Source organism: Mycobacterium adipatum, assembly GCF_001644575.1.
GTDB lineage: Bacteria > Actinomycetota > Actinomycetes > Mycobacteriales > Mycobacteriaceae > Mycobacterium > Mycobacterium adipatum.
In genome coordinates, this window is the sequence record NZ_CP015596.1 from 2,728,687 (window position 1) to 2,744,185 (window position 15,499).

Consider the following 15,499-nt stretch of genomic DNA (forward strand, 5'->3'; position numbering starts at 1 on the left):
CCCGTTCTGGGCGGGGGCCGTGTTATATGTTGCGATTCAGCATCCGCCCTCACCTGGTAGGTGATCATGCTACGAACCGTCCGTGCGGCCGCCGCCCTCGTTTCCGCCGCCGCCCTGGTATCGGGTGTGGGGGCGTACACCGACCCGGTACAGACCGCCGCGCGCGAGGTGCGGCTCACAGCCAACGTCTACGGAATCCAGCCGCTGCTGCTGAGCCGCCGCGATGCGGTCACCCCTGTGCTTGCGGGACGCCCCTGCGGGCAGGGGCAGTGCACCATCATCGAGCACCCTGCCAACCTGAGCGCGGGCTCCATTCCCACCGGGATCGCCAACCTGAATCGGACCTTGCTCGAAGATCAGAGCACGGGCATCACCGTCTTCGGTCTCAGCCAGGGCGGGCAGGTCATCACCGGATGGCTGGACACTCACGGGGCCACCGCCGCACGCCAGGGCGACGTCACCTTCGTGACGGTCGGAAACCCGGAATCTCCAGGCGGGTTCCGCGACTTCTTCGGGTTCACCGACCCGTCCACCCCTGAGGACAGCGGGTATGCGGTCATCACCATCGTCCAGCAATACGACGGCTGGGGGAACTGGCCCACCAGGCTCGGGCTGCTTTCCGCCCTCAACGCAACGATGGGCATGTTCACCATCCATAACGAGTACGACGAGGTGGACGACGCCCCCTACACCGAGGAGGGGATTCTCGAAGCGCTCGCCGCCGACCCCAACGGAGAGGTGAACCGCATCTGGAAGTCCGGCGGCACCTACTACGTGGTGAACCACACCGACCTGATTCCGCTCGCCGTCCCACTGACGTGGATCGGTCTCAACGGCGTCGCGCGGTGGGTCGACGACATCCTGCGTCCGATCATCGACGCGGACTACCGCCTTCCCGCCCACGGCAGCGGAATCACCCTTCCCGCTCCCGCTGCCGAACCGGAAGCGCGCACCCAACGGGTCTCCCTATCCGCCGACGACACCGCTGAGACGGTCGTCGAGCCCCGGCAGGCTGCGCTCTCATCGGGTGAGGTGGATACCGCGTCTCCAACGGGCAGTGCCGAAACCGTCAAGGCGGGCACCCCGTCTCCAGCGGACATCGCCGGCACATCCTTGGACACCGCTACCGAGAAGCACGACGCCAAGAAAGCCGAGCGCGCCGCGGCGAGGGCGGAGAAGCAAGCGGAACGCGCGGCCAAGAAGGCCGAGCGTGCTGCCGCGCGGGCGCAGAAGCAGGCCGAACGCGAGGCCAAGAAGGCCGAGCGTGCTGCCGCGGGAGCGGAGAACCAGGTCGAACGCGAGGCCAAGAGGGCCGACGCTCCGGCAGCGGATACGCCTGACACCGCCGAGTAGCCTGCAGGTGTGTAGCGATCCCGATCTGCTTGACAGTGCCGCACCTGACGCTGGCACCTTTTGTACGCTGCCCGGATTCGACCTTCGGGCTCCCCAGCAGCTCTGATGACATCACCAGCCCCGAACCCGGATCCCAGGAGGTCAAAAGTCCATGACACGAACACGATTCGCCGGGGTGGCTCCATGAGGACCCTCGACGAGATCCGCGCCGCCCTCGAAAAGTCCTTCCACACCACCGAAACCCTCTGCGCGGGCCTCGCCGACGCCAACTGGCGTGCGCAGTCGCTGTGCCCGGATTGGGATGTCCGAGGCGTCGTCAGCCACGTCACCAGCGTCGAGGCCGTTCTGATTGATTGGTTGCCCGAGGATGCCGCCGCGCTGCCACCGCTGGCGAAGATGACTGAGTTCGAAAGCGAGAACGCCGGTCTGGACAACTCGGCGTTCCTCGACCGGGTCCGCGCCATCTACGACCGCCGCCGGCGCAATCTGGCGACCCTGAAGGACGAGGATTTGCAACGGCCGTCCTGGACCCCGGTGGGCCCGAAAACCTACGGGCGATTCATGGAGATCCGAGTCTTCGACTTCTGGGTCCACGAACGCGATATCGCCACCCCACTGGCCATCGAGACCGACGACACCGGCATCGACGCCGAGATCGCACTCGGTGAGGTGGAGGGTTCGCTGGGCTACATCGTCGGCAAGAAGATCGGACTACCCGACGGGAAGAGCATCAGCTTTCACCTCACCGGACCGATCACTCGCGACCTCCACATCGCCGTCGAGGGCAAGGCCACCAGGGTCGAGCACCTGCAGCATCCCGATGTCGAGGTCACCGCCGACTCAACCACATTCATCCAGCTCGCCTGCGGGCGCATCGACCCTCAGCAAGCGATCGACTCCGGTGCGATCAGCTGGAGCGGTGACGCCGAGCTCGGCGAGCGGGCCGCCCGCAACCTCAGGTTCACGATGTGACGAACACACCCGCATCCGTCGACTTCCACTTCGACATCATGTGCCCCTACGCGTATCAGACCTCGCTGTGGATCCGCGAGGTGCGCGCGCAGACCGGGCTCACCGTGAACTGGCGCTTCTTCAGCCTCGAGGAGATCAACCGTCAGGAAGGCAAAAAGCACCCGTGGGAACGGGACTGGTCCTACGGCTGGTCGATGATGCGCATCGGTGCCCTGCTGCGCCGCCACTCCATGGACGACCTGGACGCCTGGTACGGACGCGCCGGGAAGGCGCTGCACATCGACGGACACAAGCCACATGAGAAGACCGTCGCCGAGCACCTCCTCGGCGAACTCGGCTTCGACCCCGGCCTCGTCGACGCGGCGATCGCCGACCCCACCACCCACGACGAGGTGCTCGCCGAACACCGGCGGGTGGTCGATGCCGACGGGTACGGCGTGCCGACGATGTTCTTCCCCGACGGGCAGTGCCTGTTCGGGCCGGTGCTCATCGATCCGCCCACCGGGCAGGCCGCCGTCCGGCTCTGGGAGGCTGTTCTCGCATGGACGGAGTTCCCGCACCTCTACGAGCTTCAGCGGCCCAAGACCCGCGCCGATGAGCAGCTGATCGCCGAGACCTTCCGCCCCTACCTGGAGGCGCGCGACTGGGTGTCGATCAACCGCGGCGAAGTCGTCGGCTTCGGCAGGCCGCAGGCCCCGGATCAGCCTGCCCAGACGTCCTCGACATAGTGGTCGGAGGCGACCAAGCCCTCCAACCATGCCCGGGCCGCGTCCTCGTCGGCGCCGGTACGCGCCCGGTAGATATCGCGGAACGCCGCCCGCACCGCCGGCGCCATCCGGCCGCCGTCACCGCAGATGAACACGTGGGTGTCCTTGGCGGGGTCACCGATCAGCTCCCACACCTCGTCGGCGTCCGCGGCGATGCGGTCCTGCACATAGCGCACACCGTTCTGCGGCGCACGGGAGAACGCCGGTCGCATGGCCACGATGCCCTGGCGTTCGGCATCCTCGAACTGATCGCGGAAGATGTAGTCCACCTCCGGGTCGCGCACCCCGAAGAAGCACAATGCCCGAGAGAACGGCGAGCCGGATTGCTTGGCTGCCAACCGATCTCCGAGGAACCCGCAGAACGGCGCCACCCCGGTGCCGGCGCTGATCAGGATGACGTTCTTCTCCGGTTCGGCCCCGGCGCGGAACGCCTGGCGTGCCTGGTCCACCCGGGCCCGGATGCGGGCGCCGGGGGCGATATCGGCAAGGTGGTTCGACGCGACGCCCTTGAACAATCCGCGACCCGAGCGCGCCGGGGTGTCCAGCACGCTGACGATCAGCGCCACCTCCTTGGGGGACAGCCGCGATGACGAGGCGATCGAATAGTGCCTCGGCGTCATGGGTTCGAGCAGCTCGAGCAGATCGGCGCCGGTCAGCGCGCAGGCCGGGAATTCTTGCAGGCACTCCAGCGGGCTGAGCAGGCACGGCTCGTCGGAGGCGGCGAGTTCCTCGAGGCGCTGCTTTTCCGGTAGGCACGGATTGGCGGCGGCCAGCCGGCGCAGCTGGCTCTGGGTGGCGGGCTTGCGGAGCTCGACGAAATGGGTGAGTAGCTCGCGGACGCTGACCTCGCGATCCAGCGCGATGAGCCGCCGCGAGGTGCGGCGCGGGTTGATCGACAGTCTCAGCTGCGGGTCGATTCCCAGCAGCTCGAGCACCGCGTCGACCACGTCGGGGGGATTGTCGGCGAGCACGGTGAGGTGATCACCGGTGGAGTACTCCACATCGTCCGGAAGCGTCACCCGGACATAGCGTTTGGCCTGCCCGAGGGAATTGTCGGCGCTCACCAGCTCGTCGTTGAGCACGACCGTCATCGGCTCCACCGCAAACCTGGTATCGATGGCCGCGGTGACCGGTCCGGTGATGAGCTTCAGATCGTAGAGCGGCTCGTTGTTGTCGGTCAGCGGCGCAGCATCGGGGTCGCCGAACTGTTCGGACAATGCCGACCACAGCGCCGTCTCGAACTCCTCCAGCGTCCTGGTGAGATCCCCCGAGGTGTCAGCCGCCGCGCGGGGGACCAGCGCCTTACCGCCGAGTTCGGCCAGCCGCTCGTCGAATCGGATCGGCACGGCCTGATAGGTGTCCGCCCAGTTGTGATCCCCGACGCCGAGGACGGCAAAACGCGACGTGTCACCCACCGCCGCGTCATCACTGAACAGCCAGTCCACGAAACCGCGGGCATCATCGGTCGGTTGCCCGTTGTACGACGACGCAACGATCAGAACGGCATCGACGTCCGGCAACCCGCCGGCGGCGTCATCCAGCGGTCCGACCGTTGTGACACAACCGATATCGGCCGCCTCCTCGGCGAGCTGCTTGGCCAGTGCCCGGCAGGTGCCGAGGTTGGATCCGTGCAGCACGGCCAGCGTGGTGCCCGCCTTGACGGGCAGCGTGGCGCCGGTGGCGGCCGGCGCCGACGAAGCCGCCACCGCGTGCCGGCGATCCTCGGGTGTGCGGCGCACGAGGTCGAGATGGAACCCGACGGGCCTGCGGCTGAGACCTTCCCACTGCAGCACGTAGTGCTCGGAGTCCACCAGGCGGTAGCGGTGCACGAGGCGGGCGATCAACATTGCGGCTTCGTGCAGCGCGAACTGGCGGCCGATACACGATCGCTCACCGGTACCGAACGGCTTGAACAATGCGGTGGGGCGTTCGGCGGCCACGTCGGGTGCGAACCGGTCCGGGTCGAACAGCTCGACATTGTCGCCCCACTGCGGTTGGCGGTGTAATGCTCCGGTGAGTATGGTCACCGCCTCGCCGGCCTTGATCGGATACTTACCGCCGATCACGGTGTCCGCCAGCGCCATTCGGTCGAAGTTCAGCACCGGCGGGGTCAGTCGGAGTGTCTCGCTGATCACCTGGCGCAGGTAAGAGAGCTTGCCGATATCGTCGTAGGTCGGTACATAGTCGTCATCGGGGCCGAAGACCGCATCCACTTCGCTCTGCACGCGCCGGAGTACCGCCGGGTGGTGCACCAGGTTGTACACCGTGTTGGGCATGAGCTCCGAAGTCGTGAGCTGCCCGGCAATCAGGAATGTCATGATCTGGTTGCGGATGTTCGATGTTTCGAGCAGCGGCTCACCGTTGCCGTCGTGGCCGAGCATGACGTAAAGCAGGTCGTCACCGCCGCCCGCGGCGCGGTGCCCCGCGATCAGCTCGTCGAAGTAGTGGTGCAGGGTGGCCCGGTCGGCCGCCAATGCGGTTGTCTCGCCGTTGGTTATCGATTCGACGATCGCGGCGGTGAAGCAGGCCGGTATGGGCGCCAACCCGTCGTGGTCGAACGATTCGAACCGCGCGCCGAACCCGGCAAGAGCGACGGTGTCCATCGCTAACTTCTGCAGGTCGTGGGAGACGTTCACCGGTGCCCGGCTCACGGCGGCGTCCCAGCGCTCGACGAGCTGATTGTTGATGTCGAGCATCGCGTCGTGGTAGTTCCGCAGCCCGGCATAGCTGAAGCCCGGCAGCAGCACGTCGTGCGCCTTCTGCCAGTTCGGCTCGCCGTAATAGGCGGTGAACAGGCCGTCACCGGCCAGCGGCCGCACCCGGGCCAACGTCGGGGTCAGGTTCTTCGCGAACCGGGTTTCGTCGCAGAGTTCGTCGACCAGTTCCATCGAGCACGCGTAGAGCTTGCGGACGCCGTTGTAGTCGGCGTAGAAGATCGGGCCGTGCAGCTCGGCGAGGATGTCGATGGGCAGTGCGTAGGGCCGGCCGGCCAGGTCCGCCGCGGTGGGCAACGGCTGCCCCTCGATCGACGGAACATTGTCCAGTGTGGGCGGCAGCGACGGCGCGAACTCGGGCATTCACGCAGCGTATGCGCTGATCGCGATGTCGCTCAGCGGATCGCCCGCAATTTACGACTTCGACATTTCGTCGTGGGTTTGAGAGGTGCGGTGCGTCAGGCCGGTGGGGCGGGGGCGGTCAGCTTCTGGATGGTGGCGATCTCGCTGGGGCGGTAGGCGCGGCCGTCCGGCTGGATCAGGTCGTGGAACCACGTCTTCGGTGGCGCGTCGTAGGGGTTGTCCCAGGAGTCCCAGGGCAGGTAGGTCTGGGTGCGGCCGGCGATCAGCCCCCAGTTGTAGACGCCGACCCCGCGTTTCTTCGCAACGGGGAGGATGCCTTCCACGGTGCTGCCCTCCTCGCGGGCCAGGTACTCGGTGCAGATCATCGGGCGCCCCAGCGGGGTGAGTTCGTCTATGCGGGCGTCGAATTCGTCAGGGTCGCCGTAACTGTGGAAGGTGATGACGTCAGAGTTGTCCAACTGGATGCTCGCGATGGCGCTGCGACGACTCGGGGCCCAGCTGCCCTGCCACACCCCGCTGGTCAGTGGTTGAACGGGATCCACCGCGCGCGCCCATTCGAAGACCTGCGGCAGCAGCTTCGCCACCACTTTCAGCTTGTCGGCGCGCTCGACCTTGCGGTACTGCTTGGCGGGATTGTCGGGTTCGTTCCAGAGGTCCCAGCCCAGGACGCGACTGTCGGCACGGAACGCGCCGATGATCCCGGTGACGTAGTCGTGCAGCACGGGAAGGTAGGCGGGGTCGTCGATCAGGTCGGCGCCCGGGCCCTGCACCCAGCCCGAGTTGTGCACCCCCGGTGTCGGCGCCCGTTGCGGACCGACCTTCGGATGGGGATCCCAGCAGGAATCGAAGAGCACGAACAACGGCTTGATGCCGCGGTTGGCGGCGATGGTGACGAATTGCTGTACGCGGCGCAGGAATCCGGCGCGGTCCTGGGCCCATAGCTGATCGTGCAGGAACACCCGCACCGTGTTCATCCCGATGCGCCGCGCCACCTGGAGTTCCCCGTCGATGCGCCGAGGGTCGTAGGTGCCCGGCTGCCACATCTCGATCTGATTGCTGGCCGTGACCGGAACGTAGTTGGCGCCGACCAACCAGCCCTGCGCCTTATACCAGCTGTTCGCCCGGGCCGCCGGCCAGCGGGCTGCGGCCGCGGAGGCGACCGGCACGGTGCTCAGGGTGGCGCCCGCCGCCAGCAGCAGCGGGAGTTTGAGGGCCGTCCGACGGTGCACCTACAGAATCTACGGTGGCGCGATCGTCGGCTTCGACCCCGCGCACTGCTTCGCAACCGGTCGGAGGTCAAACCGTGATGATCAGTCCGATTTCCCGAGCCCCTTGGCTTGGAAGCGTCCGATCGACACCACCGCGCGACGGCGCGACATCAGCCGCGTCTGTGCGAGCAGGAACAGCCGATTGGGCAGGCTCGGTACCAGCATGTGCTTGCGGCCGACCGCCTTGAAGACCCGGCGCACCACGGCGTGTGGTTCGGAGATCAACCACTGCGGATAGCTGTCGAACATGTCGCCCTGGGTGTTCATCAGGCCGCCCACCATCACCAGGACATCGACGCCGGTGCCGAGCAGCTCGAACCAGAGCGCCTCACCGAGGCCGATCTGAAAAGCCTTGTTCGCGCCGTAGGCCCCGGTGAAGGGGCTCGATGTCAGGCCGACCCCCGACGACACGATGATGATCGACCCCCGTCCCCGGGCCCGCATCCGGTTGCCGAAGCGGTGGATGAGATCGGTGTATCCGCGGGCATTGATGTCGATCATGCGACGGTGCATCTCCAGCGGCATGTCCAGGATCTCTGGAGTGTCCGCCGGCGTGAACATGTGGTTGCACACCAGCACATCGATGTCGACGCCGCCGGCAGCCTGTTCGATCTGCTCGATGGCGTTGGTATCGGCCATATCGCACGGCACGGCGCGAACGTCGACTCCGAATTCGGTGCGCAACTCCGTGACGCGGCTGGTCAGTTCCTCGTCGAGCACGTCGACGAGAATCAGGTTCAACCCCTCGGCCGCGAGTTGCCGCGCGAACGCATACCCCAGACCGACCTCGCGTGCCGAGCCCGTCACCACCGCCCACCCACCCCGGTAGGCGCTGATGCGGGATCGCCGCAGCCGCCGTAATCGGGGGCGATGCGAGGCCGTGCGTGTCATCCGAAGTCCTCTCGCTGCACCCCGCGACGCTATCCGAACGTGTCGTACCCCTCTGGGAGAATCGTGGTATGCCGCCTCCGACAGCGCCTTTGGATCGCGATCGGTTCGCGCCCAAGCGTATCGAGGTGTTGTTCGACGAGATGGCGGAGTTGACCGGGCAGCGCAATGCCATCGATGGCCGGTTGGTGGAGATCATCGCCGAGATCGACGGCGCGGGTAGCGCCGATGGCAACGCGTTGTGGGGTGCCACCGGGTGTCGGTCGTTGCCGGGGTTGGTGGCGTGGAAGACCGGGGTGAGCCCGCGGCGGGCCGAGACCATGGTCGCGGTGGCGCACCGGCTGTCAGAGCTTGGACGCTGCGCGGCGGGGCTGCGGGAGGGTCGGGTGTCGCTGGATCAGATCGGGGTGATCGCCGAGCGTGGCGGGCCGGGCTGCGATGAGCATTACGCGGAGTTGGTAGCGGTCGCCACGGTGAGCCAGTTGCGTACCGCGGTCAAGCAGGAACCCCGTCCCGAACCCGACCCGGCGGTGGAGCCGCAGCGGGCCTTTTCGCAGGTCGAGGGCGAGGGCTACACCAGCTACCGCCTCCGGCTGCCCACGGTGGAGGCGGCGATGTTCGAGGCCGGCCTGCAGTCGCACCGCGACAAGCTGATCGCGCAGTGGAAACGCGATCACGATCCCCGTGACGTGATTGATCCGCGCGAGGGGGATCAGTACGACGTCGACAGATCCGACACGATTTCGGTGCAGGCGCCGCCGTTGCCGAATCTCGTGGATGCGTTCATGAGTTTGGTGGTGGCCGGCTGGGATGCCGATGTGGCGGCGCGTCCGCACGGTCAGCACACCACCGTGGTGATTCACGCCGATGTGGACACCCCGGTCGCGGCGCTGCACCTGGGTCCGGCGCTCTCGGAGGCCGATCGCCGGTATCTGCTCTGTGATGCCACCTGTGAGGTGTGGTTCGAACGCCACGGTCGTCCTATCGGGGCGGGGCGGGTGACCCGGACGGTGGGGCGGCGGCTGCGCCGGGCGTTGGAGCACCGTGACCGTACGTGTGTGGTGCCCGGGTGTGGGGCGACCCGCGGGTTGCATGCCCATCATCTGGTGCACTGGGAGGACGGCGGGCCTACCGAACTGTGGAATCTGGTGTTGCTGTGCCCGTTTCATCACCGCTTGCATCACCAGGGTGGCATCACCCTCACCGGGCCCGCTGACACGCTGAAAGTCACCGACAGCGATGGCGAGGAACTGACCAATGCCGCGTTGGCCCGCCCACCCACCACGGCGGCACCCGAGGTGCCACCGTGCCCCGGCCCGAAAGGTGAACGCGCCCAATGGTGGTGGTACACACCATTCCAACCACCACCGGCGTCGATGAACTAGTCGTGGGGCCGGCCCGCGGTTGTGATCGAATGGGCTGATGACTGCCGGAAGACGACGGGTAGCGGTGACGACGGCAGCCCTGAGCATGGCGTTCTGCTGGGCCGAGTGGAGGACCTGGAGAGCGTCCAGAGACGCGCTTCCGAGCGGAGCTACCGATTCGCGGGACATCACGTCCGGTGAGTGTGTGCTAGTGCTGGGAAATCCACTACCGATTCTGCACCGCTGGCGGGTACGCATCGCGGTGCGCTCGACCGATCCGGATCGCGCGCGGTTCGTGTTCTCCGGCGGGGCCGTGCGCACCACCATTCCGGAGGCACGGATGATGGCCGACTATGCGGTGAACGAACTCGGCGTGCCGGCAGGCAACGTGGTGGTCGAGGACCAGTCGAGGACAACCGTCGAGAACATCAGGTTCACGGCACCGTACCTGGCCGACAGCCCGGTCATCAAGATCGCGTCGGACACCTTCCACGCACTGCGCGCCCGTCAGATTCTTCGCGACGAATCACCCGCGTTGGCAGATAAATTGGCCCGGGCGCGTGACTATCTGCCGGGGGAGTGGGGGCCGTTGCACACCGTCTTGGTGCTCTTCGAGTGCTGTCGGGTTCGACGCGCTCGTCGGAGGGCGGCTTCGGCATCTCGGCACGAACCGCGGCCGGGACGTCCACACGTTGGGCGTGTCATTACAGTTGATCGGCATGGGGGACCTGCATGACTGAGCCCGCACGCGGCCCGAGCGAGGCGGGTTCCGGCGTCGAGCCACCGATCGCGCCCCATGTGCGGGAACGGTTCGCCCTGCTCGAGCGGTTCGCGCCCGGTGAGGGCGCGCGGTGGGCCGCCGAATTGTGGTGCACCCCGCCGGCGGTGGAGATGAGCCTGCGGATGCCGCCGGGTGTCCCGCCGAGTCGGCCGATCGAAGCGGCCTGGGACGGAAACCGGGTCATCGGCGAGTCATGGGGGGAGGGCGATCCGGTCTACCTGGTGCACGGCTGGGGTGGCTGCCAGGCGCACCTGGGCGTGTTCGTCAAACCGCTCGTCGAGGCCGGCTACCGTGTCATCGCCTTCGACCTGCCCAGCCACAACGGGTCCGATCCGGGCGCGATGGCCCCGGGCCGCACCACCATCGTGGAATGCGCCAAGGCCGTCCACGCCGTCGTCGACGAATTCGGCCCCGCGCACGCGATCCTCGGCCACTCGCTCGGCGCCAAGGCCACCGCGCTCGCGGTGTCGTGGGGGGCCGCCGCGCAGCGGTTGGTGTTCCTCGCGCCGATGGGCGACTTCTCCTGGTACCTGGACGTTTTCACGCAACGCCACGGTTTCGGGCCGCGCATCCGGGATGGGCTGCACCGACGCCTGGACCAGAAGCTCGGGATGCCACTGTTCGACACCGACATCGCCGCGGTGGCCGACCGCCCCGACAATCCGCCGCTACTGGTCATCCACGATCCCGACGACCCCGACAGCCCGTACGGGTTCAGCGAACAGATCGTGACCGCGTGGCCGAACGCGTTGCTGCACACCACCAAGGGGCTGGGGCGGCTGGCGCACTACCGCATCCTGCGGCACCGGCCGGCGCTGGACGCGGCCGTCGCGTTCATCGCGTCCTAGGCCGGGCGGGCGTTCTTCGCCTCGTACATGAGCTCATCGGCGCGCGCCAGCAGTTCCTCGACAGTGCTGATGTCCTCGGCGGGCACCGCCATCAACCCGATGCTGGTGGACACCTCGTAGGAGCGGGCCGCGGTGTCGTTGAAATGCTGCATCGCCGCCGTGATGCGCGCCTTGAGTGCGGCCGGCTCGCTGTCCGCCCCGACGGCGAGCACGCAGAACTCGTCACCGCCGATCCGGGCCAGCAGATCGGATGTGCGTAGCGTCGCTCGCAGCACGTGTGCCACGTCCACGATGAGGGCGTCCCCGACGACGTGCCCCTGCCGGTCGTTGACCTTCTTGAGGCCGTCCACGTCGATGAAGCCGAACAGGCAGCCCAGCCCGTCGCGGCGGGCGGCCGCCAGCACCGATTCGGCCAGCAGATAGAACCCGCGCCGGTTGGTCACGCCGGTCAGGTCGTCGGTGACCGACAGCTGCAGCATCTCGTTGTTGACCCGTTCCAGGTCGGCGGTGCGGGCGAGCACCCGCTGCTCGAGTTCGGCGTAGATCTGCACGTTCTCCATGGCGACCGACGTCGCGTCGGCCAGCGCCTGCAGCAGTGACACCTCCCGTTCGGTGGGCATGTGCTCGTCGGCCCAGTAGTTGCCGATCGCACCGACCGGGTCGAGCGTGCGGATGGGCACCATGACCAGACTCTGCACGAACGTCGGGCGGTAGGCCTCGTGCGGTATCCGGTCGTCGTCGTAGATGTTGCGGATGACGACGGCACGACGGTTCAGCATGGTCCAGCCGCTGATACAGGTCTCGATGGGGAAACGCCTGCCCTTCCACAGCGGGGCGATGGCATCCTCGTCGGCGTACCAGCACATGTCGTTGTCCCGCAGGACGAAGGTGGCGCCGTCGCATCCGGTGAGCGCGCGCGCCGCGGCCCGGACGATCCGCTGGATCTCGGGAAGCCCGCGGGCCAGGGAGAGCTCCTGCACCGCTTGCAGCAGGTGCCCCATGCTGCCGGCATGGTCGTCGTCGGCGGACCAATCAGCGGTGGACGGGGCGGCGCGCGAGGGATCCTCGACGCTCATCCAGCCTCCGCGTGTCTCCTCCAGCGCCCCACCCGGGCGGTCCCGTCGAGATCGTACGCGGGATGCCGGTAGTTAGCGCGCGTTGACCGGACTCAGGTCATGAGCGGACACGCATTTGCTGAAGCCGCATGATCGGCACGAAAATCAGCGGGCGGGTTCGAGCGGCTGCGGCGGGGTGGCCGGCTGTGCGGGCCGTTGCCGAACCAGTTGCGGCCACCAGAACCACTTGCCCATCAGTGCGGCGATGGCCGGCGTCATGAAGGACCGGATCACCAGGGTGTCGAACAGCAGGCCGAGGCCGATGGTCGTGCCGACCTGCGCCACCACCGTCATCTCACTGACGAACATGGACATCATCGTGAAGGCGAAGACCAGACCGGCGGCGGTCACCACCGAACCCGTGCCGCCCATCGCCCGGATGATGCCGGTGTTGAGGCCCGCATGGATCTCTTCCTTCATGCGCGCCACCAGCAGCAGGTTGTAGTCGGCGCCGACGGCCAGCAGCACGATCACCGCCATCGCCATCACCATGAAGTGCAGTTCCACGCCCATGATGTGTTGCCACACCAGGATCGACAGCCCGAATGATGCGCCGAGCGACACCACGACGGTGCCGACGATGACGGCCGCGGCCACCAGCGCCCGGGTGATGAGCAGCATGATGATGAAGATCAGGCTCAGTGCCGCGATCCCGGCGATGACCAGATCCCAGTTGTTGCCCTCCTGCATGTCCTTGAAGGCGGCGGCGGTGCCGGCGAGGTAGATCTTCGATCCCTCCAGCGGGGTGCCCTTCACAGCTTCCTTCGCCGCGGTCTTGATCTCGCCGATCAGCTTGATGCCGTCCGGGGTCAGCGGGTCATCCTGGTGAGAGATGATGAACCGCACCGACTTTCCGTCGGGGGAGATGAAGCTGTCCATGCCGCGCTTGAAGTCCTCATTGTTGAAGGTCTCCGGCGGCAGGTAGAAGGTGTCGTCGTTCTTGGCGTCGTTGAACGCCTCGCCCATCGCGTGCTGGTTCTCCGACATCGCCATGCCCTGGTCCTGCATGCCCTTCTGGGTCTGATACATCCGCAGGATCATGTCGCGGGAGGATTCCATCGATGCGATCTGCGAGGGCATCGTCTCGATCATCTGCGGCATCAGCGCGTCGAGTTGATGCAGGTCGGGGATGACCGCCTCGAACTGGGTGGTCAGCCGGTCGGTGCCGTCCAGGGCGTCGAACACCGAGCGCATCGACCAGCACAACGGGATGTTGTAGCAGTGCGGTTCCCAGTAGAAGTAGTTACGGATGGGCCGGAAGAAGTCGTCGAAGTTCGAGATGTTGTCCCGCAGTTCGGCGACGTCGACCGCCATCTGCTCGGTTTTGCCGACCATGCTGTGTGTGGTGGCGCTCATCTCCCGCATCAGGTCCACCATCCGGTTCATCGTGTCGATGGTGGACTGCATGTCGTCGGCCTGCAGCAGCATGTTCGCGAACATGTCTTCCATGTACTTCTGGTTCATCTGCCGGTTGGTGCCGCCCATGCTCATCTGGGCCGGGATGGTGCTGAACTCCAGCGGCTCGCCCGACGGGCGGGTGATGGTCTGCACGTTGCCCACCCCGGGCACCTTGAACACGGCCTTGGCGATCTTGTCGATCACCAGGAAGTCCGCGGAGTTGCGCAGATCCTTGTCGGTCTCGATGAGCAGGAGTTCGGGGTTCATCCGGGCGACGCCGAAGTGCCGCTCGGCGGCCGCGAAGCCCTGCTGGGCGGGCAGGTCCTGCGGCAGGTAATTGCGGTCGTTGTAGTTGGTCCGATATCCGGGCAGCGCCAGCAGGCCGATCAGGGAGAGCGCGATGGTGGCCATCAGGACCGCGCCGGGCCAGCGCACCACCACCGCGGCGACACGTCGCCAGCTCCGGATGCGCATGGCGCGCTTGGGTTCCAGGATCTTGCCGAACCGGCTGGCGACCGTGATGATGGCCGGGCCGAGGGTGAGTGCGGCCACCACGACCACCACCATGCCGAAGGCCATCGGGACACCCAGGGTCTGGAAGTAGGGCAGGCGGGTGAAGTGCAGGCACAGCATCGCACCGGCGATGGTGAGGCCCGATCCCAGCACCACATGGGCGGTGCCGTGAAACATGCTGAAGTAGGCCGATTCCCGGTCCTCGCCCACCGATCTCGCTTCCTGATAGCGGCCTATCAGGAAGATCGCGTAGTCGGTGGCAGCGGCGACGGCCAACGTCACCAGCAGTTGGGTGGCGAATGTGGAGAGCCCGATGAGCTCGTGGTATCCGAGGAACGCGACGACCCCGCGCGCCGCCGTCAACCCCAGCACCACCATCACCAGCACCAGCAGTGTGGTGACGATGGAGCGATACACCAGCAGCAGCATCGTGATGATCACGACGAAGATGGCGCCCTCGATGATCTTGACGCTGCGGTCACCGGAGATCTGTTGATCGGCGGCCAGCGCCGACATGCCGGTGACGTAGACCTTGACACCCGGTGGCGGGGGTACGGCCTCGACGATCTTCGTTGCGGCCTCGACGGATTCGTTGGCCAACGACTCGCCCATGTTGCCGGCGAGATACACCTGCACGTAGGCCGACAACCCGTCGGAGCTCTGCGCCCCGGCCTCGGTCAGCGGATCACCCCAGAAGTCCTGGACGTGCTCCACATGGGCGGGGTCGGCCAGCAACCGGTCGACCATGTCGTTGTACCAGTAGTGCGCGTCGGCGCCGAGGGGTTGCTCGCCCTCCAAAACGACCATCACCGAGCTGTCCGACTTGTATTCGTCGAACACCTGCCCGACCCGCTTGCTGGCGATCACCGAGGGGGCGTACTCCGGTGTCATCGACACCGAGCGCATCTGCCCGACAATCTCCAGCGGTGGAACCGTGATGCTGAGCAGCGCGACGATCGCGATCCAGCCGATGATGATCAGGACCGCGAAGCGCCGGATGAAACCGGCGATACCGCCGCGTCGCTGCTGATGGGGGGTGACGACCGCGGCCGCTGAAGAGTCGGGCACGTCCGGTCAATCTCCTGATCATGTTTAGAGGTACTTGTTTTCTACCAGATTCGCGGCGGCGATGGCAGGACAGCCTTTCCTCACTCG

The 15,499-nt window shown here is 66.7% G+C and carries 11 protein-coding genes; 6 read left to right on the top strand and 5 right to left on the bottom strand.

What is annotated here, in order from left to right; translation table 11 throughout:
* Positions 1-66: 66 nt before the first annotated feature.
* The 3 genes from A7U43_RS12945 (at position 67) to A7U43_RS12955 (ending at position 3,053) form a co-directional block, all read left to right on the top strand.
* On the top strand, positions 67-1,353 hold the full coding sequence (locus tag A7U43_RS12945; RefSeq protein WP_156525903.1) for a PE-PPE domain-containing protein: 1,287 nt from the start codon (positions 67-69) through the stop codon (positions 1,351-1,353).
* A gap of 183 nt (positions 1,354-1,536) precedes the next feature.
* On the top strand, positions 1,537-2,325 hold the full coding sequence (locus tag A7U43_RS12950; protein WP_067995680.1) for a maleylpyruvate isomerase family mycothiol-dependent enzyme: 789 nt from the start codon (positions 1,537-1,539) through the stop codon (positions 2,323-2,325).
* Positions 2,322-3,053, top strand: coding sequence for a mycothiol-dependent nitroreductase Rv2466c family protein (locus tag A7U43_RS12955; protein WP_067995682.1), 732 nt, complete (start codon positions 2,322-2,324; stop codon positions 3,051-3,053). Before A7U43_RS12950 ends, A7U43_RS12955 begins: the two co-directional genes overlap by 4 nt.
* On the opposite strand, the gene A7U43_RS12960 is transcribed toward A7U43_RS12955, so the two are convergent.
* The 3 genes from A7U43_RS12960 to A7U43_RS12970 all read right to left on the bottom strand — a co-directional run bounded on the left by A7U43_RS12960 (position 3,026) and on the right by A7U43_RS12970 (position 8,328).
* Positions 3,026-6,169, bottom strand: coding sequence for a bifunctional cytochrome P450/NADPH--P450 reductase (locus tag A7U43_RS12960; RefSeq protein ID WP_067995684.1), 3,144 nt, complete (start codon positions 6,167-6,169; stop codon positions 3,026-3,028). The genes A7U43_RS12955 and A7U43_RS12960 overlap by 28 nt on opposite strands.
* A gap of 95 nt (positions 6,170-6,264) precedes the next feature.
* Positions 6,265-7,398, bottom strand: a complete 1,134-nt coding sequence (locus A7U43_RS12965) for a cellulase family glycosylhydrolase (RefSeq protein ID WP_067995689.1) — start codon at positions 7,396-7,398, stop codon at positions 6,265-6,267.
* Positions 7,399-7,479: 81 nt separating this feature from the next.
* Entirely contained in the window at positions 7,480-8,328 is an 849-nt protein-coding gene (locus tag A7U43_RS12970) for an SDR family NAD(P)-dependent oxidoreductase (protein WP_082902120.1), read from the bottom strand.
* Positions 8,329-8,396: 68 nt separating this feature from the next.
* On the opposite strand from A7U43_RS12970, the gene A7U43_RS12975 reads away from it, so the two are divergent.
* From A7U43_RS12975 to A7U43_RS12985, 3 genes are all read left to right on the top strand, one after another.
* Complete coding sequence (locus A7U43_RS12975) at positions 8,397-9,710, top strand: HNH endonuclease signature motif containing protein (protein WP_067995693.1); 1,314 nt, start codon at positions 8,397-8,399, stop codon at positions 9,708-9,710.
* 184 nt (positions 9,711-9,894) lie between these two features.
* Entirely contained in the window at positions 9,895-10,425 is a 531-nt protein-coding gene (locus A7U43_RS12980; protein ID WP_197500004.1) for a YdcF family protein, read from the top strand.
* Positions 10,422-11,318 carry an alpha/beta fold hydrolase gene (locus A7U43_RS12985; RefSeq protein WP_067995696.1) on the top strand — a complete coding sequence of 299 codons (897 nt, stop codon included), beginning with the start codon at positions 10,422-10,424 and terminating at the stop codon, positions 11,316-11,318. Before A7U43_RS12980 ends, A7U43_RS12985 begins: the two co-directional genes overlap by 4 nt.
* On the opposite strand, the gene A7U43_RS12990 is transcribed toward A7U43_RS12985, so the two are convergent.
* Positions 11,315-12,394: a GGDEF domain-containing protein gene (locus A7U43_RS12990; RefSeq protein WP_067995697.1), complete on the bottom strand. Its 1,080-nt coding sequence runs from the start codon at positions 12,392-12,394 to the stop codon at positions 11,315-11,317. The genes A7U43_RS12985 and A7U43_RS12990 overlap by 4 nt on opposite strands.
* A 144-nt stretch (positions 12,395-12,538) precedes the next feature.
* Positions 12,539-15,412: an MMPL/RND family transporter gene (locus A7U43_RS12995; protein WP_067995700.1), complete on the bottom strand. Its 2,874-nt coding sequence runs from the start codon at positions 15,410-15,412 to the stop codon at positions 12,539-12,541.
* Positions 15,413-15,499 lie beyond the last annotated feature (87 nt).

Coding starts and splice junctions, on each gene's coding strand:
- A7U43_RS12970 (WP_082902120.1), bottom strand. CDS start 8,328: ATGACACGCACGGCCTCGCATCGCCCCCGATTACGGCGGCTGCGGCGA.
- A7U43_RS12945 (WP_156525903.1), top strand. CDS start 67: ATGCTACGAACCGTCCGTGCGGCCGCCGCCCTCGTTTCCGCCGCCGCC.
- A7U43_RS12975 (WP_067995693.1), top strand. CDS start 8,397: ATGCCGCCTCCGACAGCGCCTTTGGATCGCGATCGGTTCGCGCCCAAG.
- A7U43_RS12960 (WP_067995684.1), bottom strand. CDS start 6,169: ATGCCCGAGTTCGCGCCGTCGCTGCCGCCCACACTGGACAATGTTCCG.
- A7U43_RS12985 (WP_067995696.1), top strand. CDS start 10,422: ATGACTGAGCCCGCACGCGGCCCGAGCGAGGCGGGTTCCGGCGTCGAG.
- A7U43_RS12990 (WP_067995697.1), bottom strand. CDS start 12,394: ATGAGCGTCGAGGATCCCTCGCGCGCCGCCCCGTCCACCGCTGATTGG.
- A7U43_RS12950 (WP_067995680.1), top strand. CDS start 1,537: ATGAGGACCCTCGACGAGATCCGCGCCGCCCTCGAAAAGTCCTTCCAC.